Annotated in this window: 26 protein-coding genes, 1 tRNA gene and 1 pseudogene; 15 read left to right on the top strand and 13 right to left on the bottom strand. The window is 46.7% G+C overall.

Annotated features, from left to right (window positions below):
• The first annotated feature begins 53 nt into the window (after positions 1-53).
• The 3 genes from rpoD to GQ51_RS06810 all read left to right on the top strand — a co-directional run bounded on the left by rpoD (position 54) and on the right by GQ51_RS06810 (position 2515).
• Positions 54-1991 (top strand): RNA polymerase sigma factor RpoD, encoded by a 1938-nt coding sequence (gene rpoD / locus GQ51_RS06820; protein WP_047551442.1) that lies wholly within the window; start codon positions 54-56, stop codon positions 1989-1991.
• A 59-nt stretch (positions 1992-2050) separates the two neighbouring features.
• Positions 2051-2129: transfer RNA gene (locus GQ51_RS06815), tRNA-Ile, on the top strand.
• Positions 2130-2212: 83 nt separating this feature from the next.
• The gene (locus GQ51_RS06810) at positions 2213-2515 is read left to right on the top strand and encodes a hypothetical protein (protein WP_047551439.1); all 303 of its coding nucleotides are present in this window, start codon (positions 2213-2215) and stop codon (positions 2513-2515) included.
• A 31-nt stretch (positions 2516-2546) separates the two neighbouring features.
• On the opposite strand, the pseudogene GQ51_RS12560 reads toward GQ51_RS06810, so the two are convergent.
• A pseudogene (locus GQ51_RS12560) lies at positions 2547-2684 on the bottom strand (IS3 family transposase); the annotation flags it as partial.
• A gap of 231 nt (positions 2685-2915) precedes the next feature.
• Between GQ51_RS12560 and GQ51_RS06805 the strand changes: the two are divergent.
• The gene (locus GQ51_RS06805; RefSeq protein WP_047551436.1) at positions 2916-3374 is read left to right on the top strand and encodes a YybH family protein; all 459 of its coding nucleotides are present in this window, start codon (positions 2916-2918) and stop codon (positions 3372-3374) included.
• 300 nt (positions 3375-3674) lie between these two features.
• Here the strand turns inward: GQ51_RS06805 and GQ51_RS06800 are convergent, their stop codons facing one another.
• From GQ51_RS06800 to GQ51_RS06780, 5 genes are all read right to left on the bottom strand, one after another.
• Positions 3675-3908, bottom strand: coding sequence for a hypothetical protein (locus tag GQ51_RS06800; protein ID WP_047551433.1), 234 nt, complete (start codon positions 3906-3908; stop codon positions 3675-3677).
• A gap of 454 nt (positions 3909-4362) precedes the next feature.
• Positions 4363-4770, bottom strand: a complete 408-nt coding sequence (locus GQ51_RS06795; RefSeq protein WP_088178149.1) for a hypothetical protein — start codon at positions 4768-4770, stop codon at positions 4363-4365.
• Entirely contained in the window at positions 4770-5102 is a 333-nt protein-coding gene (locus GQ51_RS06790) for a heavy-metal-associated domain-containing protein (protein WP_047551430.1), read from the bottom strand. The genes GQ51_RS06795 and GQ51_RS06790 overlap by 1 nt, the downstream gene beginning before the upstream one ends.
• A gap of 17 nt (positions 5103-5119) precedes the next feature.
• The gene (locus tag GQ51_RS06785; protein ID WP_047551427.1) at positions 5120-5791 is read right to left on the bottom strand and encodes a hypothetical protein; all 672 of its coding nucleotides are present in this window, start codon (positions 5789-5791) and stop codon (positions 5120-5122) included.
• A gap of 59 nt (positions 5792-5850) precedes the next feature.
• On the bottom strand, positions 5851-6252 hold the full coding sequence (locus tag GQ51_RS06780) for a CopL family metal-binding regulatory protein (protein WP_047551424.1): 402 nt from the start codon (positions 6250-6252) through the stop codon (positions 5851-5853).
• A gap of 222 nt (positions 6253-6474) precedes the next feature.
• Between GQ51_RS06780 and chrA the strand changes: the two genes are divergently transcribed.
• On the top strand, positions 6475-7836 hold the full coding sequence (gene chrA, locus GQ51_RS06775; protein WP_047551421.1) for a chromate efflux transporter: 1362 nt from the start codon (positions 6475-6477) through the stop codon (positions 7834-7836).
• A 148-nt stretch (positions 7837-7984) separates the two neighbouring features.
• On the top strand, positions 7985-8422 hold the full coding sequence (locus GQ51_RS06770) for a thioesterase family protein (protein WP_047551418.1): 438 nt from the start codon (positions 7985-7987) through the stop codon (positions 8420-8422).
• 59 nt (positions 8423-8481) lie between these two features.
• Here GQ51_RS06770 and GQ51_RS06765 read toward each other — a convergent pair whose 3' ends face one another.
• Positions 8482-9015, bottom strand: coding sequence for a hypothetical protein (locus tag GQ51_RS06765; protein WP_052177742.1), 534 nt, complete (start codon positions 9013-9015; stop codon positions 8482-8484).
• Between the two features lie 468 nt (positions 9016-9483).
• Between GQ51_RS06765 and GQ51_RS06760 the strand changes: the two genes are divergently transcribed.
• From GQ51_RS06760 to GQ51_RS06745, 4 genes are all read left to right on the top strand, one after another.
• Positions 9484-9822: a hypothetical protein gene (locus tag GQ51_RS06760; RefSeq protein WP_047551415.1), complete on the top strand. Its 339-nt coding sequence runs from the start codon at positions 9484-9486 to the stop codon at positions 9820-9822.
• Between the two features lie 173 nt (positions 9823-9995).
• Positions 9996-10490 carry a hypothetical protein gene (locus GQ51_RS06755; protein ID WP_047551413.1) on the top strand — a complete coding sequence of 165 codons (495 nt, stop codon included), beginning with the start codon at positions 9996-9998 and terminating at the stop codon, positions 10488-10490.
• Positions 10491-10604: 114 nt separating this feature from the next.
• Positions 10605-10823, top strand: a complete 219-nt coding sequence (locus tag GQ51_RS06750) for a YdcH family protein (protein ID WP_047551410.1) — start codon at positions 10605-10607, stop codon at positions 10821-10823.
• Between the two features lie 403 nt (positions 10824-11226).
• Entirely contained in the window at positions 11227-12336 is a 1110-nt protein-coding gene (locus GQ51_RS06745) for a sugar phosphate nucleotidyltransferase (RefSeq protein ID WP_047551406.1), read from the top strand.
• 28 nt (positions 12337-12364) lie between these two features.
• Here the strand turns inward: GQ51_RS06745 and GQ51_RS06740 are convergent, their stop codons facing one another.
• From GQ51_RS06740 to pip, 3 genes are all read right to left on the bottom strand, one after another.
• Positions 12365-13897, bottom strand: a complete 1533-nt coding sequence (locus GQ51_RS06740) for a tetratricopeptide repeat protein (RefSeq protein WP_047551403.1) — start codon at positions 13895-13897, stop codon at positions 12365-12367.
• 56 nt (positions 13898-13953) lie between these two features.
• Positions 13954-15261 (bottom strand): YhjD/YihY/BrkB family envelope integrity protein, encoded by a 1308-nt coding sequence (locus GQ51_RS06735; RefSeq protein WP_047551400.1) that lies wholly within the window; start codon positions 15259-15261, stop codon positions 13954-13956.
• A gap of 82 nt (positions 15262-15343) precedes the next feature.
• Positions 15344-16303: a prolyl aminopeptidase gene (gene pip / locus GQ51_RS06730; RefSeq protein ID WP_047551398.1), complete on the bottom strand. Its 960-nt coding sequence runs from the start codon at positions 16301-16303 to the stop codon at positions 15344-15346.
• Between the two features lie 295 nt (positions 16304-16598).
• Here pip and GQ51_RS06725 point away from each other — a divergent pair, with 295 nt between their 5' ends.
• From GQ51_RS06725 to GQ51_RS06705, 5 genes are all read left to right on the top strand, one after another.
• The gene (locus tag GQ51_RS06725; RefSeq protein ID WP_047551393.1) at positions 16599-18476 is read left to right on the top strand and encodes a PQQ-dependent dehydrogenase, methanol/ethanol family; all 1878 of its coding nucleotides are present in this window, start codon (positions 16599-16601) and stop codon (positions 18474-18476) included.
• 288 nt (positions 18477-18764) lie between these two features.
• Complete coding sequence (locus GQ51_RS06720; RefSeq protein ID WP_047551392.1) at positions 18765-19682, top strand: substrate-binding domain-containing protein; 918 nt, start codon at positions 18765-18767, stop codon at positions 19680-19682.
• Between the two features lie 122 nt (positions 19683-19804).
• On the top strand, positions 19805-20320 hold the full coding sequence (locus GQ51_RS06715; RefSeq protein ID WP_047551390.1) for a c-type cytochrome: 516 nt from the start codon (positions 19805-19807) through the stop codon (positions 20318-20320).
• Positions 20321-20549: 229 nt separating this feature from the next.
• Complete coding sequence (locus tag GQ51_RS06710; RefSeq protein ID WP_047554001.1) at positions 20550-21080, top strand: c-type cytochrome; 531 nt, start codon at positions 20550-20552, stop codon at positions 21078-21080.
• Positions 21081-21172: 92 nt separating this feature from the next.
• Positions 21173-22507 (top strand): NAD(P)/FAD-dependent oxidoreductase, encoded by a 1335-nt coding sequence (locus GQ51_RS06705; protein ID WP_047554000.1) that lies wholly within the window; start codon positions 21173-21175, stop codon positions 22505-22507.
• A 42-nt stretch (positions 22508-22549) separates the two neighbouring features.
• Here the strand turns inward: GQ51_RS06705 and lplT are convergent, their stop codons facing one another.
• The 3 genes from lplT to GQ51_RS06690 all read right to left on the bottom strand — a co-directional run bounded on the left by lplT (position 22550) and on the right by GQ51_RS06690 (position 25736).
• Positions 22550-23713: a lysophospholipid transporter LplT gene (gene lplT / locus GQ51_RS06700; RefSeq protein ID WP_047553999.1), complete on the bottom strand. Its 1164-nt coding sequence runs from the start codon at positions 23711-23713 to the stop codon at positions 22550-22552.
• 61 nt (positions 23714-23774) lie between these two features.
• Positions 23775-25172 carry a PhoH family protein gene (locus tag GQ51_RS06695; protein ID WP_047551387.1) on the bottom strand — a complete coding sequence of 466 codons (1398 nt, stop codon included), beginning with the start codon at positions 25170-25172 and terminating at the stop codon, positions 23775-23777.
• 108 nt (positions 25173-25280) lie between these two features.
• The gene (locus GQ51_RS06690; RefSeq protein ID WP_047551384.1) at positions 25281-25736 is read right to left on the bottom strand and encodes a peroxiredoxin; all 456 of its coding nucleotides are present in this window, start codon (positions 25734-25736) and stop codon (positions 25281-25283) included.
• Between the last annotated feature and the right edge of the window lie 99 nt (positions 25737-25835).

The raw sequence follows: 25835 nt of genomic DNA, 5'->3' as shown, positions 1-25835 counted from the left end.
TAGCTATGCTGGTTGGTTTAATGCATGGCAGAAGCTAAATTTAGAGGTAAGTCATGGCAAGACCAAAAAAGAGCGATCAAATAGCTGAAAAAGAAACAGAAGAGTTTATTGGTGCGGAGTTGCATGAGGTAAGCGCAGAAGAGCGTCGCACCCGTCTTAAAAGCTTAATAGTTTTGGGCAAAGAGCGTGGTTACCTCACCTATGCCGAAATTAATGACCACTTGCCTGATGATGTGCAGGGTTCCGAGCAGATCGACGGTATCATTGGCATGATCAATGACATGGGTATCCAGGTGTACGAAGAGGCGCCTGATGCTGAGGTGTTGCTCATGTCTGATGCACCGCCGGCGGTGACTGATGATGACGCGGTAGAAGAAGCTGAGCAGGCGCTGGCGACTGTGGATTCAGACTTTGGCCGTACTACCGATCCCGTGCGTATGTATATGCGCGAAATGGGTACAGTTGACTTGCTCACGCGTGAAAGCGAAATCGAAATTGCGCGCCGTATTGAAGATGGCTTGAAACACATGGTGCAGGCAATCGCAGCCTGCCCGACCACTGTGGGTGCATTGCTTGAGCTGGTAGAAAAAGTAGAAAAAGACGAGCTCAGTGTTGATGATCTTGTCGATGGTCTGATCGATTCGGACATCGGTCTGGATGAAGGCATGACAGCTGAGGCTGATGACGACGTTGAACCAGAGGTTGGCGACGAAGAAGAAGATGAAGATGCCGATGGCGCAAAAGCAGCGGCAATCTCGGCAGAAGCGCTGGCTAAACTCAAGGAAGAGCTGCTCAAGCGTTTCACCGTGGTGCGTGCAGCACACCACAAGATGATGGAAATCCTGCCGCTGAGGGGCTCACAAGACCCGGAATACCAGGTGTTTCTTGCAGAAATCCTGGAAGAGCTCACGGCATTCCGTTTCTCACCAAAGCAGGTTGAAACACTTTGTGATCAGGTACGTGACCTGGTGGAGACCGTGCGTGGCCATGAGCGTAAAGTGCTCGATTTCTGTGTTGAAAAATCCGGCATGCCGAGGACGCATTTCATCAAATCTTTCCCGGGTAACGAAAGTAACCTGGACTGGCTGCAAGAAGAACTGAAAGCGGATAAGCCATACGTAGAAAAACTGGCGCGTTTTAATCACTCCATTCTCGATCAGCAGCAGCGCATTATTGATCTGGAAACCAAAGTTGGTATCTCGACCAAAGAGCTTAAGGAAATCAACAAGCAAATGACCACCGGCGAAGCCCGTGCCCGCCGAGCCAAGCGCGAAATGATCGAGGCAAACCTGCGCCTGGTGATTTCTATTGCCAAAAAATACACCAACCGCGGTCTGCAATTCCTGGACTTGATTCAGGAAGGCAACATCGGCTTGATGAAAGCGGTGGACAAGTTTGAATATCGCCGTGGTTTTAAATTCTCTACCTATGCAACATGGTGGATTCGCCAGGCAATTACACGTTCTATTGCTGACCAGGCGCGTACCATCCGCATTCCTGTGCATATGATTGAAACGATCAATAAAATGAATCGTATCAGCCGCCAGATCTTGCAGGAAACAGGTGTAGAACCAGATCCGGCTTTGCTGGCTGAGAAAATGGAAATGCCTGAAGACAAGATCCGCAAGATCCTGAAAATCAGCAAAGAACCGATTTCTATGGAAACACCGATCGGCGACGATGAAGATTCACATCTGGGCGATTTCATTGAAGACAGTACAACACTGGCACCTGTGGATGCTGCGGTTTACGCAAGCCTGCGTGATGCAACCAGTGAGGTGCTGGAATCTCTGACACCGCGCGAGGCTAAAGTCTTGCGTATGCGCTTTGGTATTGAAATGAATACTGACCACACGCTGGAAGAAGTGGGCAAGCAGTTTGATGTAACGCGTGAGCGTATCCGTCAGATTGAAGCCAAAGCGTTACGTAAGCTGCGTCATCCTACCCGCTCTGAAAGATTAAGAAGCTTCTTGGAAACCGGCCAGGATTAGTTGATGCAGACAGGCCAAAATCAGCTGTTTTAGTTTAAAATAGCGAGCTTGAAAGTTTTGGCCCCCTAGCTCATGCTTGGTTAGAGCAGCGGACTCATAATCCGTTGGTGCTGTGTTCGACTCACAGGGGGGCCACCAAATCAGAACGACTTAGGGAGAGATCTCTAGGTCGTTTTTTTGTTTGGAACACTATTTATACTGCCTTTTGGATATACTGAGAAATGACAATTAATACTGGACACACTATTTCAAAACACATACTCCCAACCTCAGCAACAATGGTTGGTGTATGTATGACGGTGATTAGTATCCTGAAAATATCGGCTGGTAGCACGAATAGCTGGGCTGATGAGATACTCGCAATAGATAGCTTATTTTTTATTGTAAGTGCGATGCTTTCTTATGTTTCTATACGCAATCAGGCCCAAGAAAATAAATATGAAGATTGGGCTGACAGGATATTCATATTTGGGCTTGTAGTGATGACGCTTGCTTGCTTTATTGTCGTTTTTACAGTCGTATAGAGTAGCGGGCATCTGGATCGATCCGCCTAAGCTAGATACTTTCCAGCCTCGCGAAATATTGCCTTTCAAATTCTACTGGAGATAGCCGATTGGCGTAGCCATGTCGGCGTCTTGGGTTGTAAAACATCTCGATGTAATCAAATATATCTCATCTTGCATCTTCACGTGTTGAAAAATAGCTTTGTTTACGTTCTACATAATCAGGTAAATTAGTCCTTGCATTTAATTAGCTGGCTAACTATAATGCGCCTAATTAGAGTTTGATCAGCTTGATATTTCTGATTTTGGCTGCCAAGTCCTGTTAGGTATTATGCTTGGGCAATATAGCTTCAAGTGGCATGAAATATAATTCGATTCATAGTTTTTTGTTTTTTAACATTTCAATAAAGGATGACCCCATATGAAATCACTCATTAAAACCACGCTCGCCATAATAGCTTTTAGCTTAGTAACAACTGGTAGTGCGTTTGCTGAAGACGCAGTTGCAAAAACAACGGTAGAAGCATTGAACAATAGCTGGAATAAGGCCTTTAATAATTCAGATGCGGGGTTACTTGCTAGTTTGTATGCTGAAAATGCTGTACTTTCACCCGGCAACGGCAAGATACTGAATGGACGTACAGAGATTGAGAACCTGTTCAAAAGCTTTTTTGCGGCAGGCCTGAATAATCACAAGTTAGAGATAGTTACAGTCGATGGTGACGATAAAACTCTATATCAGGTCGCGAAGTGGAGCGCTAGTGGTGCTGAAAAGGATGGTGTCACAGCAACTTACGGTGGCATCACGACCAGCGTCTATAAGAGGGATGTCAACGGCAAGTGGGTAGCTCGCACTCACATTTGGAACGCAGGCAATTAAACTCTTCGTGAGACGAGTGTCTCATTCTGGTAAATGATAAACCCGGCCATTATTGACCGGGTTTTTCTTGCTCATGGATAGTAGGTGCAAAACATCAACATTGAATCGCCACTAATTTTGTAGACGCTTTGTAGCCATTTTGGGGTTCTCATTACTCCTGACAAGCCATTCTGAGACCCAGAAGGGCGCCGTTGCTTTCTCAAAGTATTGATGTTCTTAAAAGTTCGCTGTAAATTTTGCCTTAGAACACTAAGCTGTAACAGTTATTTTCAACACTTAGCAATAAAACGCTCAGTAATGCTAGCTGTATTGTGGGCGATATTCACGCAGTAAAATCAATCCATAAACTGTGAGTTCGTAATCGTACCTAATTGGCATCATAGGTAGAAGTACTAAAGGTTTTTTGGAAACATAGCCTTTTAAAACCATTGCCTCTGTGTCATTAGAAGGTGATGCAAGATTTGTGAATTTTCCATTGAAGACCATTTCCAGGAGGTGAATTTCATCTTCAGTTAATACCGCTGACTTATCCATACATTAACGCTTCCAATGGAGATTTATTTAGTTTCTAGTATACACGCTCTCAAACTTCAACTGAGGCTCGGGTTCGGATCGTAGATCGGAAGTGATAACTAATTGTTTTTAATAATTTTTACGTTGAAACTAACTGCGATTTGGCACGAAAAGGTTCGGCATAGCTTCGGTTTGCAAGGTGTGATGCAGGAGCGATCGAAAAATTACTTACAATTCTTTAGCTTTGTGTGGCGATAGTGTGCACTCACTTGTACTTATGTCCTTTGGTGCTGTGTTCGACTCGCGGGGGAGCACCAAAAATAAAAGGACTTGGAGAAATCTGGGTCCTTTTTGCTTTTGTACGACTTGGCAGGCGTTTGGCACATTATCTGGTAGATACTAAAAGCTAATCGCCAGCCACTTCAGATGCACAGGTAAAAAACGTGCATCTGAAGTGGCTGTTGCAGTCCTATATTTAAATCATTAAGGGTGCGATAAACGCAAAAAATGCACCTATGCCAAATATGGCAACAGATACACAATAAATCATCAGTGAATTTCTGCGTGTTTTTGTGCAAGCTGATGCGAGCTGCGGATTTGTGGGGCAAGGCGCTTTACGTGATTGCCATTGCAAATAACCTGCAACTACTAACATAGTGCCTGCCAAGCCAAATACCAGTGCTTTGTGTTCACTGATCCATACTAATTGTGGAAAGTTCGATACCAGGCTAACCAGCGTAGCTGCTGATCCAATTGCGACCAGGGTGGCTGGCAGAGCGCAGCATATCAATGTTGATCCGCTGGTGAACAGTGAAACTATGTTGGCACGCTTAGCAACATTCACCGCGGATAGATCAGCAATATTTTGTGTGTCTGCAGACATCATTTTGATTCCATTTCGGTTTTAATTTGTGCTACCGGATGTTCGCTCATTTCAATGAAGGTGACGTCATAGCCTGCATCTTTAATCAACCCTTTTAAGGTGTCGTCTGATAGTGTTTGCCCAGCTTTCAGTTCAACCGCAACGATACGCTGCTTTAAATTCACGTATACATCTTGCGTTTGTGACAGTGCGCGTATTTTTTTCTCGATGCCTTGCGCACAGAATGCACATACCATGCCATTCACGGTAGCTTTGAGGGTTTGCGTGGCAGCAAGTGCGGTATTGCTGAATAATGAGATAGATAAAATGAAAGCTAATAATATTTTGTGCATGATGAGTTCCTTAATATTTAAAATATGTACATAAAGTTAAAACGGGGTTGGGCAAAATTGTTTACACCGGCTTCAAGAAAAAAACTTTTGTTAATCAAGCGCAGCATCGGCGTTACTTCGATTTTGTCCGACAGGCCGTTCATATTGCGCGCTTCAACGATTAGCCAAGGCTGGGTCTTGTCATAACCGGTTTCATAAAACGATAACCCCGCTCGAACTGCGCTGTAGTCATGATTGATGTCTGCGGCACGATATAACCTATGCGTCGCCTGAAAATAAACGCGTGTGGTTTCGTAATCAAACTGGATTCCAGGAGTGATCATTGTTGTGCTGAAAGTATCATCGCTGCCGATACGTTCATTTTCACCCTGTAATGCACCTACCCCGGCTATCAGCCATAGATTAGCCTGCGCATACGGCATGTTCCAGCGATCCAATAAACGCGTATAAGTGATTTCTTCTAAAGTACGCGTTTTGGTTTTATCGTCTGAACGCATGTAAGTCCCGCTCACGCCAAATGCATCACGCGGAGTAACAGCATAATTGATGAATGCTTCACGCCAATTGCTGTTGAAGTCACCCATGACCATGTATGCGTCTTTAAAGCCCATCGGTCCCGCGGCAGCATATTGACTGCTGAAACAGAGCATCGCGCTCAATAGCAGCAATCCTGATTTTTGGATAAACATAGAGTTCCTATCTTTAAATCTGAGTTGTTACGCCAGAAATAGGCGCAATAAGGCTGATTTCAAGAAAGGAGTATTGGGGGGCGCAGTAAGTTGGGTTGGGTGATTGAAGCGTAAGCCTGATAAGGCGTGCTGATTGATGAAGAAGGCACCAGGTATGCAATAGGCTTGATTCCATTATGCGGTATGGTTGCTACTGCCAAGCTTGTACACATTGCTGCACAATGTGATTTTGTACAATGTGATTCACTGATTTTCTTATCATTGGATTTATTCTCACCTGGCACAAGGTCTGTAATATTTGCCATAGGTTGATGGCAAGGCATATCAGCGGAGGTGGATTCGCTTGCAATAGACATTTGCTTCATGCTGTAGCACACAGCCATGTTGCTGGCGGCGATAGCTTGCAATGGCATAAGTGCCAACAGCAAGCACGCGAAGAATCGTGAGATGTCACTGAACATGCACGTTAAGATAACTTAAGCATGATTAAAGTTCAAGTGAGCGTTTCCAATAACTTATTGTTAAATCGCTTATCGGGTAAGCTCGGCGATTTTCTTGCAATCGGTACAAAATAAAACTAACATTACATCACTTGGGGATTTAGCAGCCTCCCCGCTTCAAGACGCATTGCGTCCAAGGTCTGCTCTAATATCTTGGGCTGTATGCCAACGAGAAAAGAGCTTATGGACGCAACAAATAAAAACACAATACCCACCTCTGATTTAGCACCTGAACCTGTTTCATTTGCACAGGCATTCATATACTGGCTTAAACTGGGCTTCATCAGCTTTGGTGGCCCGGCCGGGCAGATTTCCATCATGCATCATGATTTGGTGGAAAAAAAGCGCTGGATTTCGGAGCAGCGCTTTTTGCATGCATTGAACTATTGCATGGTATTGCCGGGACCGGAGGCGCAGCAGCTGGCGACCTACATTGGCTGGCTGATGCACCGCACCTGGGGCGGCATCGTCGCGGGGATGCTGTTCGTGCTCCCTTCATTTTTCATTCTAACGGGTCTTGCATGGGTGTATATGGCTTATGGCTCCGTGCCGGCAATAGCTGGCGTGCTGTATGGCATTAAGCCCGCGGTTGTCGCCATTGTCCTGTTCGCGGCTTATCGCATAGGTTCCAGGGCGCTTAAGAACCAAGTGTTATGGTCTATTGCGGCCTTGGCTTTTATCGCTATATTTGTATTAAATCTGCCGTTCCCTTTAATTGTCGTTGCTGCTGCTTTGATCGGTCATTTTGGCGGCCGTTTTGTTCCCAAGTATTTCAAGGTCGGCGGTGGGCATGGAGGGGCTAAGAAAGATTATGGCGCTGCATTGATCGACGATGAAACGCCAACCCCTGAGCATGCCAGATTCAGTTGGGTAAAAATGGCGCGTATTGCGGTGACTGGTTTTGCGATCTGGCTGGCCGCAATGTCTGTATTGATGGTGCTTTATGGATGGGATGCAGCCTTTACCCAGATGGGCTGGTTCTTTACCAAGGCAGCACTGCTTACATTCGGCGGCGCTTATGCGGTGCTTCCCTATGTTTACCAGGGAGCCGTAGAGCATTACCAGTGGCTCAACCCTACGCAGATGATAGATGGGTTGGCTTTGGGTGAAACCACGCCTGGCCCGCTGATTATGGTAGTGACGTTTGTCGGTTTCGTAGGCGGTTGGGTCAGCCAGATATTTGGCCCTGATGCAATATTTGCTTCCGCTTTGGTAGCGGCTGCGATTGTGACTTTCTTCACATTTCTGCCTAGTTTTGTGTTTATCTTTATGGGCGCGCCTTTTATTGAAACAACCCATGGCAATCTCAAGTTTACTGCGCCATTAAGTGCGATAACCGCGGCCGTTGTCGGTGTAATTATCAACCTGGCGCTGTTCTTTGCTTATCATGTGTTCTGGCCTTTGGGGTTGGGCGGCGCTGTAGACTGGTTCTCAATCGGGCTTGCTGCCATTGCTACAGTGGCAGTATTCCGTTTCAAGGTGAATGTCATCCCGGTGATACTAACCTGCGGTGGCTTGGGTATGCTGTTCAAGTTGTTAGCCTAGTTGCAAGGCAATAGAAATAACGACTTTGGAAGGAAACTCTGTTGCTGATTTGGTTTAGGCACAGCAGCTTACTGTGCACATTGTTGCGCTGCAGAAGATGGTTTTGCTGATGATGATCTACGTGCCTGTCAATTGAGGATTGGTATCAATGAGAGCAACCTTAAAGCCCGGTATCAGATATGAACATAAGTTTCTGGTTCCTTTGTCAAAAACAGTGCCTGCGCTATATCCGGAGTCCGAAGAGTTTGTCGCTATGCCAGAGGTGTTTGCAACCGGTTTCATGGTGGGTCTGCTTGAATGGGCGTGTATCAAGGCCATCAACCCCCATCTTGATTGGCCGCAGGAACAAACGGTCGGCACGCATATCGATGTCAGCCATCAGGCGGCAACGCCACCCGGCCTTGAGGTGACGGTGTCAGTTGAGCTGGTTGCCATCGATGGCAGAAAGCTGGTGTTTAATGTTGAGGCGCATGATGGGGTGGATTTGATTTCCAGGGGGCGTCATGAGCGCTTCATTATTAATAAAGATAAATTTGATTCAAAAGTAAATGAAAAAGCCAGGCAGGGTCGACACATTAAGCGTTGATGAAGCTTTTAACCTGGTTTACCGAGGTGACCTGCGCGCATTGATCGAGTGATGTTCATTCATGCATTAATGCATTCAAAATTGGCCGATAGTTTGAATGTTTTGTCTGCAAGCTGTTTCTTGTTCGTTTTCAGGTAAGTCAGGAATTCGATGGCAGACGCAAACTTGGTGATGCTCTCTACTGATGCGAGCGGTAATGAGAAGATCGAAATTTCGCGGTTAATGACATTCAGGTCTTTATGTTTTGCCGCATTGAATATATCTACAATCTTGTTCTGTATTTGCTCTTTATCACTGTCATACGGCACGATGATCCAGTAATCCGTCACATGGCGTGTAATCAGGTCTGTCTTGCGGAAGTCATTCGTCAGTGAAGTGGTTAATAAGGCGAGCTGCTTAAATGCCTCCTGTGCGCCAAACGCTTCGCCGAGTTCGTGCTCGCTGCCTAATTCAATATGCACCAGGTCAAACTGTATGGAGCTTGCGTAGCGATTCAGAAGCGCCAGTAGCCATTCAAGAGCAAACAGGAAGGCACGTCGCGATTCAATTTCTTTCTTGATCAACTCATTGCTGTGATCGTTTGTTTGATCCATATTCTTTGATTCCCGGTTTATTCAGCCAGTCATGCTGGATTGGGTCAGCGCTTTTCCTGCATGATATTCGGATAATGTAGTGCTCAATGGCTAACTTTATCAATAAAATTTCCAAGCTTGAGATGCCAGCATCACATTAACAAGCTAAGTTAAAGTGCTCAATGGTATTACGGTTAAGAACTGTAAATTACTACGGAATATTACTCCAAATACACAAATAAGTTTTATTTCTGCATTAAACCGCTTTTAATGCTGCAAGGTTATATCGAGGCCTGCTACCGCGTCGTAACTAAGTGTTCATCAGGTAATGCTATATACATCTCAAGATGGTTGAACATATCGCAATACTTAAAGCGGCGTGGATTGATCAGGGCGCTGAGGGTCAATTTACCCGTTAGCCGTCTGTGCGATTTGATGTAATATTCAGGCATGAAGTGCGTACACTCAATAATTAATAAGGGACTATAAATGAAAAAAATCGTAATCGCGGCTATTTTGGGCTTTATTACGGCTAATATGGCATTTGCCGCTGATATGGCCTGTGATGCCAAAGCAGCCGAGAAAAAATTGGCAGGCGCTGCCAAAACCAGCTTTCTGAAAAAATGTAATAGCGACTCAGTTGTTGCTGTCTGTGATGCTAAAGCCGCTGAAAAAAAACTGGCAGGTGCTGCCAAGAACTCATTCACCAAAAAATGTAATAAGGATGCGGCAATTGCTGCCTGCGGTACTGCCGCTGCCGAGAAAAAACTTTCTGGCGCTGCCAAGAACTCATTCATCAAGAAATGTGAGACAGACGCCGCCGCCTAGGTTTGTTCCGGCTTTTGAAACCCTTGATATAAAAGCGTGATATTTCGCTTGATTGAGAGGGTTTTTACGGGCGGTCATTATTTTTGTTTGAGCCAGTGTGACTGGTGATAGTATTAGGCCGTTGCAGATAACACTAAAAATAAACAATTGCTTGGGGATGCTCAGGTTTTATCATGATTACATTGACGCTTACTTTGGATTCCTTGGCGACTTATATCGTTGCCATCGATATCATCGTGCTGCTTGCCTACGTTCTTTATTTATTCCGCAGGAACCGGGCGCTGGAAAAATCAATCAGGAACATCACAGACTTTATCACTGAATACTTTACTCACACCGGGGCGGATGTGCGGGTCACCTGTTTTAAACTGGATGGTTATAAGCGTTTTGTCACATTGATTGAATCGCAGCCGTTAAAACGATTCCGTTATTCCAACGTGCTGGAAAATAACCTGATTTCTCATATATATCAGAAAACAGGCAATACCGTAGAGAAGATTTACTGGCGGTTTCCGGTTGAAATCCACAGGGATGAGGTGGCTGCCGAGGCACATCACGAAGCAGTCAGTGATGATACGTATTTTGTCGACATTCATGCCATCGCTGAAGCCGGGGCAACTTACAAGGTTTCAGAGGCGTCATGGGATGAATTCAAGAGTGCAAAGTAAGAGGTGGCTGGCGAGTTGATGTAGATCAACAACTGGTCGTTTTGGGTAGAAGCCGAAATTGCAATCGCGTAAAATCAGCGGTTAATTTTTTATTCCAAACACAAAGGACTTTTTATGTTTCCAGAATACCGTGACCTGATCACTCAACTGAAGCGCAATGATTTGCACTTTACAAAACTGTTTGACCGTCACAACGAAATTGACCAGAAGATTCAGAATATCGAAGCGAATGTTGAGCATGCAACAGATGCTGAAGTTGAAACGCTTAAGAAAGAAAAGTTACACCTGAAAGATCAGCTTTATTCTATTCTGAGCAAGGCAAGCAGCGTTTGATTTCCAGATGTTAAAGACGGTGTACGCCCTGTGTTTTATCCATTTCGCTGCATTGGTTATGCTGCCGGCTCATCAAATACCATAGGATAATTAGTCAGCAGGGCACGCACTGCGCTTAGATTGATATTATTGGCTTTACCTGTAAACGGGTATCGCCATTTTTTTTGATTATTATAATGGTGTGGCGTTGATAAGCTGACTGGCACGCTGTTCAAGCCGCTGCCGATTCCGTTAGCAGCGAACTTGCCTGAATGATTATCGGCGCACAGACTGAATGCTGCGGTGCGGGGTAGTGTAAAATTGATACGGTGTCGTTCTGATCTTTATAACTCATGTCTACTGGGTCATGCAAGCAGATCGGCAGAAATTAAATCAACCAAGAATTTAAGAAGCCAAGAATAATATGAAAGCCATGATACTTGGTGCTGGTAAGGGAACCCGAGTCCAGCCCATCACGCACGAAATACCTAAACCCATGATCCCCCTGGTGCGGAAGCCGGTGATGGCTTATCTCGTGGATTTGCTCAAAAAACATGGCGTCGACGAAATCATGGTCAATACCAGCCACCTGGCGCCCATCATAGAGAACTATTTCAGGGATGGCGAGCAGTTCGGTGTGAGCATGGCTTATTCATATGAGGGATATATTAAAGACGGTGTTGCTGTGAGTGCGGCTGTGGGCTCTGCTGGCGGCATGAAAAAAATCCAGGATTTCTCAGGTTTTTTTGATGAGACCTTTATTGTGCTCTGCGGCGATGCGTGGATTGACCTGGATATCAGCAAGGCATTGGAAATCCATCGTAAGAGGCAGGCAGTGGCGAGTGTAATCGTCAGGGAAGTGCCAACGGCTGAAGTATTCAAGTACGGTATCGTGGAACTGGATGCAGATGGTCGCATCCTGCAGTTCCAGGAGAAGCCGGCTCCTGAACATGCGGTATCCAATATCGCAAACACAGGCATTTATATTTTTGAACCGCAGATATTTGATTATATTCCTTCCGATGTGGCTTACGATATTGGTGGTGAGCTGTTCCCCAAACTGGTAAAGGAGGGTATCCCTTTCTTTGCGATCAACCTGCCGTTCCAGTGGCTTGATATCGGCAATATACAGGATGTGTGGACAGTCACGAGCAAGGTACTCAGCGGTGAAGTTGCCGGCTTCAAGATGCCAGGTAAAGAAGTCATGCCGGGTATCTATACCGGCATCAATACGAGCATTCATTTTGAGGATGTCAATATTGTCCCTCCTGTTTATATCGGGGGTAGCTCCAGGGTTGAAGCTGGCGCCACCATTATCGGACCGGCCGTGATCGGGGCTAATTGCGTAGTTGAAAGTGGCGCCATGATCAAGAACTGCATTGTCGAGGATTACACCCGGCTCAGCAGTCTTGCCAATCTGGAAGGCAAAATTATTTTCGGCAGCAAATGTATCGACCCGATTCTGGAAACGCAGGTCGATATTGCCGAGGCCAGGCTGGAATATATGATTGCGGATGTGCGCAAGTCAGAGTGATAACGCTGATTTGCGCCGTAATCGCATCTTAATAGTTGGAGCGCCTGAAAATATCGCCTTCAGGCTTTAAGTCGAAGGCGATGCAGATGCGCTCTTCATTCGAGTTGAATGGAATGGTGCGATGAAATAGTGATGAAGGAAATAGCACGATGTCTCCTACGCTCGGCGATGCGATCCCTACCGGAAAATTTTCGTGCTTTTGCGGATAGTTATCACCATGCAGCCCGTATTCAAAACAGCCTTCCAATGGGTCTTGCCTGTTCTGCGGTAATACCAGGTACACAGCGCCGCTGATCCAGCCCACTTCATGAATATGGCGGTCTACAAAGCCGCCGCTGCGCAGCCGGACATACCAGGAGCTGGTGAATTCCAGCTCATTAGGGAATGATTTAATCAGTTCACAGTCTGCACCGGCAAAGCGTTTTCTGTAGTTGATAAACTCTTGTTTGACCAGCTCTCCCAGTTTTCTGAAAGAGGCTTCCGGACGCTTAAATAGATTTCCCGCAGATTGTTTGCCATTAATAATCATGCCTTGCGCGCGGACTTCTATCGCTGTGTTGTCGATGTCGTTAAGCAGGTCTTTCAGGAACTGGCTATCAGGCTGCGCCAGTTCCTTGATGCTGTTCTGGTATACAAAATCAAAGCCGTTTTTACAGAAGTTGTAGTGGTCTTCCGTGCCGAAGTTCTTTGCGTAGTGGGTGGATAGCGTCTGCAGAAACGGCGCATCATGTTTTGGGTGGCTGCGTACGATTTCGTCCAGCCTGGTCTTGAATTCTTCGAAACGTTTGGCCTTATACAGGCAATACAGCGCGCGCTCCTGCCAGTCATCAAGCTGTGAGCGTTCAAGGAAGTCGGCGGCTTCGTCAAAACGGCCCGCCAGGTACAGGAATTCACCCATATTGTAATTGGCGCCTGCATGGTCAGGATTGAGTGCAAGCGTATCCTGATAACTCCTGATGGCGTCTTCCATGTTGCCCTGGTCGCGCAGGCATTCGCCCAGGTAATTATGGGCGTCCGCATAGTTGGGGAACATGGCGATGGCTTGCCTGAAGTGCGAAATCGCATCGTCAAGCTTGCCTTCGTCACGCAGTGCTGTGCCCAGGTTAAAATGGCCGCGCGCATCGTCATGAATATTTAATGCGGTACGGTAGTTTTTAATGGCCTCCTCAAGCAAGCCCTGTTTCTGCAGTACTGTGCCCAAATTGCCGTAGGCTTCAAAAAACTCAGGGTTGAGTGCAATCGCCTTGCGATAATTGTTCGCCGCATCGTCGAACCTGCCTACGTTTGCGAGTGCAATGCCTAAATTGAAGTGTAGGTCCGGCGTGTCTGGCTGCAAGGCGATGGCTTTGCTGTAACTCTTTACCGCATCGCCGAATTTGGATAAACCGTCCTGGGCGATGCCCAGGATATTGAACAGGATAAATGCATTGGGATAACGCACAGTTAATTTGTTGGCCGCCACTTCGGCATCGGCAAGCCTTCCGGCATTAAGCAGCTGCAATACAGGCTGCATCTCGAACTGGCTTGGCTGCTGATTGAAAGGGTGGGCTTGTTTTACCATAATAAAATTTGTCCTACGTTATTTACCGGGTATCCGTATCGCATTCTAAAACAAAATTATTCACTCTGCTGCTGCAACCTGCTGGCAAGCTGTCGCAAAAAGCGCATCGCTACTTTGGGTTCATCCAGTAACAAGGTTTCGATGTTATCTGTGCGTATGCAGATGACATCGGCTGATTCCGCACTGACAACGGCATCTGCGATCGATGGCGTGTTTGAAAGCATTGCCATTTCGCCAAAATAATGATCAGGTTCAATCGTTCGCAGCACGATGCCATTCTGCATGATTTTTACTTCACCGTTGAGCAGGTAGTACAGTTGGCTGATCGTGTCCCCGGTATGGAAGATGTATTCACCTTGACGGTAGGTTTTCCCGTAGTGCTGCATGAGCTGCCTGGTGTAGTTTTCTTTACCGGTGATCAGTTCAGTTCCGCTGTCATCAAACAGGCCTTTCAGCAGCAGCACGTCTTTTTTTCTTAATGTTGCAATCAGTTCGGTGCCGAGCAGAAATACGGCGAAATTAAAATAAAGCCAGGTGATGGAGATGAACAGGTTTTTCATTCCGCCGAACACGGAGCCGTAAGACTGGTTGACGGACAGGAACAGCGTGAACGCAGGTCGCATCAGCAGCCACAGGATCGCGGTAAACAGTGCGCCGATGAAAATATGCCGGATGCTTAAACGTATCGGGAAAAAGGCAAAATAAAACGCGGCAATCAATAATGTGGTGAGTGCCAGTGAGATCAGGCTTGCTAACATGCCATGTTCTAGCAGCTGGTGATTTGCGCCTAAAAAGATGATGACCTTCTCCAGCATAAGGCCTGCAAAAGTAAATAGGAAGAAAAGCAGCAGCATGCCCAGAATCGCAAAAATGTCTTTGATTTTGCGCTGAATAAATGAAGGCGCTTCAACCAGGCTGCTTATATTGTAGAAGGCTGATCGCATCGAGCTTGCCAAAGGCGTTACGGACCAAAGCAGCACAAACAGGCCGATTGCGCCCCAGGCAGCTTTCTGTTTGGCTGCGCTGTAAACTTCAACCATGATCGCGCTACTGAGCTGTGGCACAAGGTTGCCGGTGATGATGGCAAGCTTCACAATGGCATAATCCGAACTGAATACCAGCTGGCTCAGCAGGAAGAACATCAGCAGTACTAGCGGAATCAGGGCGAACATCGCATAAAAAGAGAGTGACGCCGACAGGCCAAATGCATTGTGGCGCTGAAAGGCCTTGAACATCTCAAATGCCACAAACATCGGGGTGTTGTAGCGTTGATTGTCATAAGCTGTGCGCGGCATGCTGATCGCCTTGTTTAAGTTGGCTTTTAACTGCGCATTAGGTTTTGGTGTGAATATGATCTTTTTCATGCAGGCATCGCCATGTTTACTTTAAACGTGTATTTACGCTGGGGCTTTTGTGGTGCAAAAACCCTGCCATCATGTCCTATATTCAGGCAATGTGCTTGAGTTTCTCAGTTGCCGCCACCAGGGCTGAAGTTGTGCCGGCTTCCATTGCTGAATGACCGGCATCCGCAATCATGTGGAATTCGGCATGCGGCATAGCCTGGCTCAACTCCCATGCCGTGATGGGAGGGCAAACCATGTCGTAACGTCCCTGTACTATCACTGTAGGAATTTGTGCCAGCTGGCTTCCGGCCTCGGCAATTAAATCCCTTGAGCCTACAAAACAGTCATTTTCAATGTAATGGATTTGTATCCTGGCGCGTGCCAACTCAACTTTTCCGTCTATCTCACTGTCATTGCCGGTTGGCCTGGGCAGCAGGGTCATGATGCTGCCTTCAAATGTGTTCCAGCGGATTGCGGCAGGAATGCTCACTTGTTCATTATCGGAAAAAATGAGTTCTTTGTAATAGGCAAGCGGATTGTGTTTTGCACTATCAGGGATTGATTCGCATAATGCAAGCCAAGGTTCCGGGTAAAACGATTTCACCTCACCTAAAAACCAGCTAAGCTCTTTTGGACGGCTCAGGAAAATGCCGCGTAAAATCAAGCCTGTAACATGTGTAGTATGGCGTATTGCATAAGCCAGTGCTAAGGTGCTGCCCCATGAGCCACCAAAAACCAGCCATCTTTCTATATTCAACTCTTTGCGGATTAGATCAATGTCGCTGATTAAATCATCGGTCGTGTTATTTCTCGTTTCACCTTGTGGCCGGCTGCGGCCACAACCTCGCTGGTCGATCAGTATAATTCGGTAGTATGCAGGGTCAAAAAAACGACGCTGTGCAGGATTACAGCCACTGCCGGGACCCCCATGCAGGAATACAACCGGCTTGCCTTCCGGATTGCCGCAGACTTCATAATAAACTTCATGTAAATCATCAACTTTAATGCTGCTTTTTTCTATGATATCCAGCTCCGGATACAAGATGTAAGTACAGTTATTCATGGGAAATTTATTATCTTTCTAATTGATTATAAAAGGTTTTTTAATGTGGCATGTATTATACCCTGCGCACGGAAATACTCAATTTATACACGACCAGGTTTAAATGTAACCAAATTGTAAACAATATATTGCAATTCGTGATTTACTGTTATATAGTTTCGTTCACGCACATTTAATGTGCTAAAAAATTGTTTCGGCCAGTTGTGAAAATTTTGAGAATACATCAGAAAAAAACCACGGCTTGCGGTGAAATTAATTTTAATTAAACCTTAGTAGTTTAACTTTGGAGAATAATATGCAAATCAACAAAATCAAGTTAGCACTTGGCTTAGTTGCAGGTATGACAATGGCGCTGCCATTGGTAGCCTCAGCAGCTGCAGATCAAGAAGCAGCGATGAAAGACGCGAACAACTGGGCACACCCACGCGGTCAGCACAACAACCAAGGCTACAGCGCTTTGTCACAAGTGAACAAAGGCAACGTTAAAAACCTGAAAGCAGCCTGGACATTCGCCACTGGTGTAAACCGTGGTCACGAAGGTTCACCAGTTGTGGTTGGCAACGTAATGTACGTTCACACTGCATTCCCAAACAACGTATACGCACTTGACCTGAACGACAACCAAAAAATCGTATGGTCATACTTCCCAAAACAAGACCCATCAGTACAAGCTGTACTGTGCTGTGACAACGTATCACGCGGTCTTGGCTTCGGCGACGGTAAAATCTTCCTGCAACAGAACGACGGCAACCTGGTTGCTTTAGACGCAAAAACCGGTGCTAAAGTATGGTCTGTACAAAACACAGATCCAAAAGTAGGTGCAACTAACACCAACGCACCACACGTAATCAAAGACAAAGTACTGACCGGTTGTTCAGGTGCTGAATTCGGCGTACGCTGCTTCCTGGCAGCCTACAACCTGAAAGACGGCTCACTGGCATGGAAAGCCTACTCAACAGGTCCAGACGCTGAAATGCTGATCGGTGCAGACTTCAACAAAGACACACCAGAATACAGCGCACTGTCAGTTTACCAAGACGTAAACGGCGGTAACAAATTAGGCGGTTCTTTCAAAAAGATCCCTAACGACCAACTGAAAATCGGCGAAAAAGAACTGGGTACACGTACCTGGTTGAAACCACAAGCTGTGAAAGACGGCTGGCAACATGGCGGCGGCTCTACATGGGGCTGGTGGCCATATGATGCACGTACCAACCTGGTTTACTACGGTACAGGTAACCCATCTGTTTGGAACCCGGACGTACGTCCAGGCGACAACAAATGGTCAATGACTGTATTTGCACGTGACCTGGACACAGGCGTTGCAAAATGGGGCATGCAAATGACACCACACGACGAGTGGGACTATGACGGCATCAACGAAGTCATCCTGTTCGACAAAGGCGGCAAAACCTACGCATGGCACCATGACCGTAACGGCTTCGCTTACACATGGAACGCACACAACGGTAAACTGCAAGCTGCAGAAAAAGTACACCCATTCGTAAACTGGGCAACTGACGTTGACATGAAAACTGGTGTACCAAACAAACTGGCATCAGCTTCAACTCACCAAGACTACAATGCTAAAGGCGTATGCCCAGCTGCATTGGGTACAAAAGACCAACAACCAGCTGCATACTCACCAAAAACTGGTTTAGTGTACTCTCCACTGAACCACGTATGTATGACATACGAGCCAGTTGAGTCTAAATACGTTGCAGGTCAACCATGGGTTGGTGCTACCTTGACGATGTTTGCTGGTCCTGACGGCGTAATGGGTGGCTTTGCTGCTTATGATCCAATGACCAACAAAAAAGTCTGGTACAACAAAGAGAAATTCTCTGCATGGGGCGGTGCTTTGACAACAGCTACTGACTTGGTATTCTACGGCACTCTGGACCGCTGGTTCAAAGCTGTTGATGCCAAATCAGGTAAAGAACTCTGGAAATTCCAAGTGGGTTCAGGCGTGATTGGTAATGCATTCACCTACGGTGTTAAAGGTAAACAATACGTTGGCGTGCTGTCTGGTATCGGCGGCTGGGCTGGCGTAGCGATGAACCTTGGCATGACTAACGACACAGACGCACTGGGTGCTGCTGGTGGTTACAAAGAATTGACAAAATACAACGCGGCTCCTGGCGGCGGTGCATTGACAGTATTCAGCCTGTAATCGCTTGTTGCAAAACAAAAGATTACTAGCTAATACCTAGTTGATTCAAAGAAAACACCCCGATTCGTCGGGGTGTTTTTTTTTGGCAGAGATTGTTATGTATTGCGTTAAATTAACGTTGGAAATCTGATGATAAATGCCAAGGTTAATAATTAATTAGTTACAATGCTTTACTGGGTTTGGGTGCATTAGAAAGGGGCTGATTATTAGAACTTTTTTATTGCATGAATACTCTATGAGTTGATCGGTTGCGTTTCGGCCGTAAATGGACAATTAAGGAATTAAAGAATGTTAAAAAATATAAAATTGATTGGATTAACAATCTGTCTGGTAGCGGCCACAAGTGTTCAGGCTGAAGAAATTTACACGCAGAGCCGTGCCGGGGAGCCACAGCGCGTTGATGATGGTACGGAATTCAAGGTATGTGCTGATCAGGATAACTTGCCGTACTCCAATAATAAAATGGAAGGTTTCGAGAATAAAATCGCAGAAGTGCTGGCGAAAGACCTGGGTAAAAAATTAACCTATCAATTCTGGTATGACCGTATGGGTTTTCTTCGCAATACACTTAATGCGAAAAAATGTGATGTAGTGATGGGTACAACCCCTGATAATGATGCGTTGAGAACCTCAAAGCCATATTATCGTTCAGGCCATGTGTTTATCTATAAAAAAGATAGCGGTTTGAAAATTACAGATTGGGATAGCCCAGACCTGAAAAAATCTGTTATCGGTATCGTTGGTCAAAGCCCGGCTACGATTCCTTTGAATGATCATGGCCTTTTGGGTAATGCAAGGCCTTATCGTATGCAGCGTGACTTGAACCTGCCGCCAAGTTTTCTGGTTGATGATGTAATTAAAGGTGATATCGACGTGGCTGTGGTGTGGGGGCCGATCGGTGGTTACTTCGCAAAACAGTCAAAAGTACCGCTGGAAGTAGTCATGATTCCTGAATATGAAAACGAGAATGTTAAGGGCAAAGAGTTCTGGAATATCTCTATTGGTGTCCGCAAGGCCGACAAAGAGCGCATTGCTTTAATTCAGGGCGCATTAGATAGAAATAAAGACAAAATCCAGCAGATTCTTGATGAGTATGGCATTCCTACAGTACCGGTAGTTGAGGGTGATAGCCTGATGAAGACGTATCGTAAAGGTAAAACTGCATCAAAAGAAAACCGCGGTGACGCAATCCCAAAAACAGAGTAAAATAATGCACTTAATTCGTGTTGAAGCGTCAACCGAACTATTATAAATACGTTAAATGAAAACACGTCCTAAAATGCGCCAGCATGTAAGTACGTAGCTAATTCATTACATTAGGAGATGACATGTTAGGCAATAAATCAATCAAAGCAGCGTTGCTGGTTACAATGCTTGGTTTAGTAGGTATGACTTTATCTACGCAAGCTAGCGCAGCTTGTAATTTAGTTAAAACAACTGATGGCAGCCCACTAGGCGTTAAAGCCACCGATACTGATACGCCAGAAGCGAAACAGTTTCTTGAAACATGTGTAAACCCATACACAAAAAAATTCGTAGCTGATAAAGAAGCTGCAAAAGCAGGTAAGAAGAAATTCGGTTATTACTCATGTACACAATGTCATGGCCCTAATGCAGGCGGCCAAGTTGGCCCAAGCATCACTGACCAGAACTGGCAATATGCAAAACACATCACTGATAAAGGTTTGTTCGAAACTATCGCTGGTGGTTCTAATGGCGGCATGTTCGCTTGGCACCAACAGTTAGGTAACCCAGAAAACCTGAACACAGACGACATCTTGAAAATAATCGGCTGGTTGCGTTCAGAATACAAAGGCGGTGGTGACACACCTTGGTTGAAATAATTCGACTGTAACTATAAAGTTGATCAGAACTTAAGCCACAAGCAGAAGTTTTAATACAGTTACATACTGTAACAACTTGGAAGGCTACTGTATAATCACAGTAGCCTTTTTTATGTGGTGCAGCAGCCTTGCGTGGGCAAATTAAACGCAGCATGGCACAAGTCATGTCAAAAATTAATGTTGCACACAAATTAATGTTGCATCACAAATTTATTCAGTGGAGATGAAAATGGGTAAGTCTAAATTCGGTTTGGCTTTAGTATTGGTTCTGTTAGTGTTAAGCGCATGTGGTAAAAAAGACGCAGGCACAGCTGGCGCGGAAGCACCGGCTGCTAGTGGCAGTGTAATTGAGTTTGTAACAACGCAGGATAGCAAACCATTGGCAATTGATGCAAAGCTGTTTGATACGCCTGCCGCTAAAGAGTTTCTGGCCACGGGTAAAAACCCATATGTAGGTGATGCTGAAGCCGTTGCAAAAGGTAAAAAAATATTCCAGTTGTATTCATGCACACAATGTCATGGTCCTGAAGCCAAAGGTCAGGTTGGCCCAGGTTTGATCGGCCCAACATTCAAGTATCCAAAAGATGCGACAAACAAAGGCATGTTTGAAACTATCTGGCATGGTACTAATGGCGGCATGGGTGCTAAAGGTGTTGGTTTGATGGATCCTACAGATCCGAAAAATGGCATTACACCTGACGAGCTGTTAAAAGTAATCGCATGGATCCGCAGCATGGGTAGCGTTACTGGCAACGAGTAATCTTCAAGTGATTGGAAAACGCGCTTACTCTTAACCAGGTAAGCGCGTTTTTGTTTTATGATGATGTTAATTTATGATTGATCGGGATCCCTGTGAGCAGTAAACAACAGAAAAACTTGCACCATGTAGTGATTGTAGGTGGCGGCGCAGGTGGCCTAGAGCTTGCAACAAAGCTTGGGGACACGCTGGGTAGGCGCGGTAAGGCAATCATTACCCTCATTGATAAATCAAAAACACACGTCTGGAAGCCTTTGCTGCATGAAATTGCGGCCGGCAGCATGAACCCTGAGCGGCATGAGCTGGTCTATATTGCCCAGGCACACTGGCATCATTTTAATTTCCGGCTGGGCAGCATGGATAAATTGGACCGGGCAAAGCAGGAGGTTTCAATCGCGCCGCATTATGATGAGGATGGCAATGAAGTGCTGCCAAGGCGCACCTTTCACTATGACACTTTAATAATGGCGGTAGGCAGCACCACCAATGATTTTGGTATCAAAGGTGCGCGTGAATTCTCGATAGCATTAGATACGCAAGACCAGGCGGAAAAATTCCACCGTCGCCTGCATAATGCCTTATTGCGTGCCCAGACACAGTCTGAGCCGGTGCAGGCCGGGCAGCTGGAAGTCGTCATTGTCGGCGCCGGTGCAACCGGCGTGGAGCTATCCGCTGAGCTGCATAATACAACACGCGAGCTTGCAGAATACGGGTTGGATAAAATCGATCCTGACCGCGATGTAAGAATTTCATTGATTGAAGCCAGTGACCGCGTGCTGCCGGCTCTGCCACCCAAGCTTTCGAATTCAGTTGATCTGGAACTCAGGAAGCTGCGGGTTCATCTGTACACCGGAGAGCGTGTCACTGAGGTTACCAGTAAGGGCGTGCAGACGCATAGCGGTAGATTCATACCGTCAGAACTGGTGGTGTGGGCTGCCGGCATCAAGGCGCCTGATTTTCTGCATGAGATAGACGGCCTGGAAACAAATCGCATTAACCAGCTGGTTGTAACACGCAATCTGCAAACCACATTGGATGAAAATATCTTCGCATTTGGTGATTGTGCAGCTTGCCCCTGGGTCGGGCATGACGGGGCAACGGTTCCGCCACGTGCTCAGGCTGCACATCAGCAGGCATCCATGCTGTTCAAAACCGTCAAGTGCAGGATTGCCGGTAGAAAAGACTTGCCTGAGTTCACATACAGGGATTATGGCTCACTGGTAAACCTGGGTGCCTATACCACGGTAGGCAACCTGATGGGTGCATTATCCGGCGGCAGCCTATTTATTGAAGGGATGATTGCGCGCACGATGTACCGTTCACTGTACAAGATGCACCTGATGGCATTGCATGGCTTCTGGACAACTGCGCTGCAGACTGTGGCACGTATCATTACGCGCCGGACTGAGTCACACGTCAAGCTGCACTAGCTATTTAAACCGGATTGTAATTTGAGGGTGAGGCTGCCGCGACTACTGTTTGATGTAGCGGTAGCGCCTGTGGATGACTGTCATGCATAAGCTGACAAACAGGCCAAACGCGATCACTATCAGGTTGATCGGCATGTCGGCTTTTACCATTAGCAGGTAAGCGCCCAGCATGAGCAGGATCCCGATATGCTCATTGAAGTTCTGCACTGCAATCGAGTGTCCGGCACCGATCAGCTCGTGGCCGCGGTGCTGCAGTAATGCATTGAGCGGTACTACAAAGTAACCGGCCAGTGCGCCGATGATAAACAGCAAGACAGTAGCTAGCTGCCAGTGCTGTACAAAAGCCATGGCAACTACCAGCATGCCCATGATAATGCCTGCCGGCAGTACCCGGGTCGATTCTTCCAGTTTGATAAAACGCGCCGCGACCACTGAGCCTGCTGCAATGCCGACCGCGAGCAGCGCCATCAATTGTGTTGCCTGTTCCAGGCCGAAATTAAGTGCGCTGGCTGCCCATGCAATCACCACCAGGCGCAGTGTAGCGCCTGCACCCCAGAACAGCGTTGTGACAGCAAGCGAGACCTGTCCGCGCGGATCGAGCCACAGCGCTTTAAACGAATACCAGAAATCAAGCAGCATGAAGGCCGGATTCTTTTTAGGCAGCTTGTGGTCAATTGGCAGTTTTGGAATGTATATGTTGAAAATGGATGCCAGCAGGTAGAGCACGGTAATGATCATGATGGCCAGTTGCGGGTCATTGCTTGCCAGTATGCCGCCCAGGATAGCGCCAAGGATAATGGCAATCACTGTGGAGCCTTCCATCCAGCCATTGGCGCTGACCAGTTTTTCCGGCGGCAGCAGCTCGGTCAGAATGCCGTATTTTGCAGGGGAGTAGGCAGCAGCGCCTATGCCGACTATGCCGTAAGCGTAGAGCGGCGGCACGCCCAGAATCATGGCCAGGCTGCCGATAAACTTGATGGCGTTGGCAATGAACATGACGCGTCCTTTGGGCAATGCATCGGCAAACGAGCCCACAAAAGGCGCCAGTACGATGTATGAAATCACAAAGAACTGTTGCAGCAAAGGGGTGTGCCAGTCCGGCGCATGCATCTGTGCAAGTAACGCAATCGCTGCGAATAGCAAAGCGTTATCTGCCAGGGCAGATAAAAACTGCGCGATCAGCAGCGTGTAAAAACCTTTACACATTTTCATTACGTTTGGCCTGCATTAATGCATTTTTGATGATGATGGCTACGCATCCCGAACCCTATAGCACTTCTGCAGCGAAGTCTGCCAGGCGTGAACGTTCACCGCGTTGCAGGGTAATATGCCCGTTATGACCCCAGCCTTTGAAGCGGTCAACGACATAAGTAAGGCCGGAACTGCCTTCAGTCAGGTAAGGGGTATCTATCTGTGCGATATTGCCCAGGCAGACTACCTTGGTGCCGGGTCCGGCGCGGGTAATCAGCGTTTTCATCTGTTTAGGCGTCAGGTTCTGCGCTTCATCAATGATCAGGAATTTATTCAGGAACGTACGGCCGCGCATGAAGTTGAGCGACTTGATCTTGATTCGTGTGCGGATCAAGTCCTGCGTTGCAGCACGGCCCCAATCCCCGGCTTCTTCATCACTTTTATTCAGTACATCGAGATTATCTTCCAGTGCGCCCATCCACGGCGTCATTTTTTCTTCTTCCGTGCCCGGCAAAAAGCCGATGTCTTCGCCGACCGGCACGGTAACGCGTGTCATGATGATTTCGGAGTAAAGCTTTTTATCCAGAACCTGGGTAAGCGCCGAGGCCAAGGTCAGCAGCGTTTTGCCTGTACCGGCCTGTCCCAGCAGTGTTACAAAATCAATTTCCGGATCCATCAGTAGGTTCAGCGCGAAGTTCTGCTCGCGGTTGCGGGCATTGATACCCCAAATATTATGTTTAGGCAGGAGATGGTCTTTCACCACTTCCAGCACTGCGGTGTTGCCTTCTGCGCTGCGTACAATAGCGTGAAAGGGTTTCTCGAATTCATAGTAAACGAATTCATTGACCAGGAATGTTTTACAGAGCGGGCCGCTAAGCCGATAGAACATACGGCCGGATTCCTGCCATGACTCCATAGCTTTGCTGTGTTTTTCCCAGAAATCAGCCGGCAGTTCTTTCATGCCACTGTAAAGTATATCGGTGTCTTCGAGTACCTTGTCGTTAAAGTAGTCTTCAGCCAGCACGCCCATCGCGCGTGCTTTGATGCGTACATTGATGTCTTTGCTGACCAGCACTACCTGACGATTGGTATATTGTTTCTGCAGGCATATGACGACGCTGATAATCTGGTTGTCAGCCTTGCTGCCGGCCAGGCCAGGTAAATCCATATTGAGCTGTGTGGTTTGCAGGAATAGCCTGCCGGTGGCCTGTTTGTTACCGTTGAGGGCTAACGGGCAGCCCAGCTCCAGATTCGTCAGGTCTGTACCTACAATTTCTTCCAGGCTGCGGCTGGCCTGGCGTGCATTGCGCGCAACTTCCGTAACCCCTTTTTTATTATTATCAAGCTCTTCCAGCGTTACCATGGGCAGGTAAATATCATGCTCTTCAAAACGGAACAGTGATGAAGGATCATGCATTAACACATTGGTATCAAGTACGAACAGTTTGGTAGCCGCGGCGGATTTTTTAGCCATACATTACTTTCCATGAAAGTGATTGAATACAGGGTACTTCTAACAATACATTTTTGCGGACATCAATGGTGCTGATAGCCAGTTTAAACCAGATGCGTTCTTAATAAATTAGAGCGTTTGGACAAAGCTTAACACTTCTGCGACATGGCCATCTACTTTGACGCCACGCCATTCTTTCACCAACTTTCCGTTTTTATCGATCACAAAGGTGCTACGCTCGATGCCGCGCACCTGTTTGCCATACATGTTTTTCATTTTAATCACCCCGAACACTGCGCATGCGAGTTCCTCGGTGTCGGACAGTAACTCAAACGGGAATGTGAACTTGGCTTTAAAGTTCTCATGTGACTTCAGGTTGTCACGCGAGATGCCAAAAATCTCGGTATCAAGTGCCTGGAACTGGGCATAAGCATCCCGGAACTGAATGCCTTGGGTAGTGCAGCCCGGAGTTGAGTCTTTGGGATAAAAATAAATAACCAGGTTCTTGCCCGCATAGTCTGAAAGCTGGAAGGTTTTGCCGCTGGTTGCCGGTAGTTGGAAATCTGTCAGGGATTGGTTAAGCATCGGGGTGTGTCATCTTTGTTAAAACTTTCCTACATTGTTGATAAAAAGCGCAGTTAAGGCAAGAGGATAAGTTATGAAAGTGACAATATTTTTAATCAG

It is taken from the genome of Methylotenera sp. G11, assembly GCF_000799735.1.
Classification (GTDB): Bacteria; Pseudomonadota; Gammaproteobacteria; order Burkholderiales; family Methylophilaceae; genus Methylotenera.
This window is presented reverse-complemented; position numbering and strand designations above follow the sequence as displayed.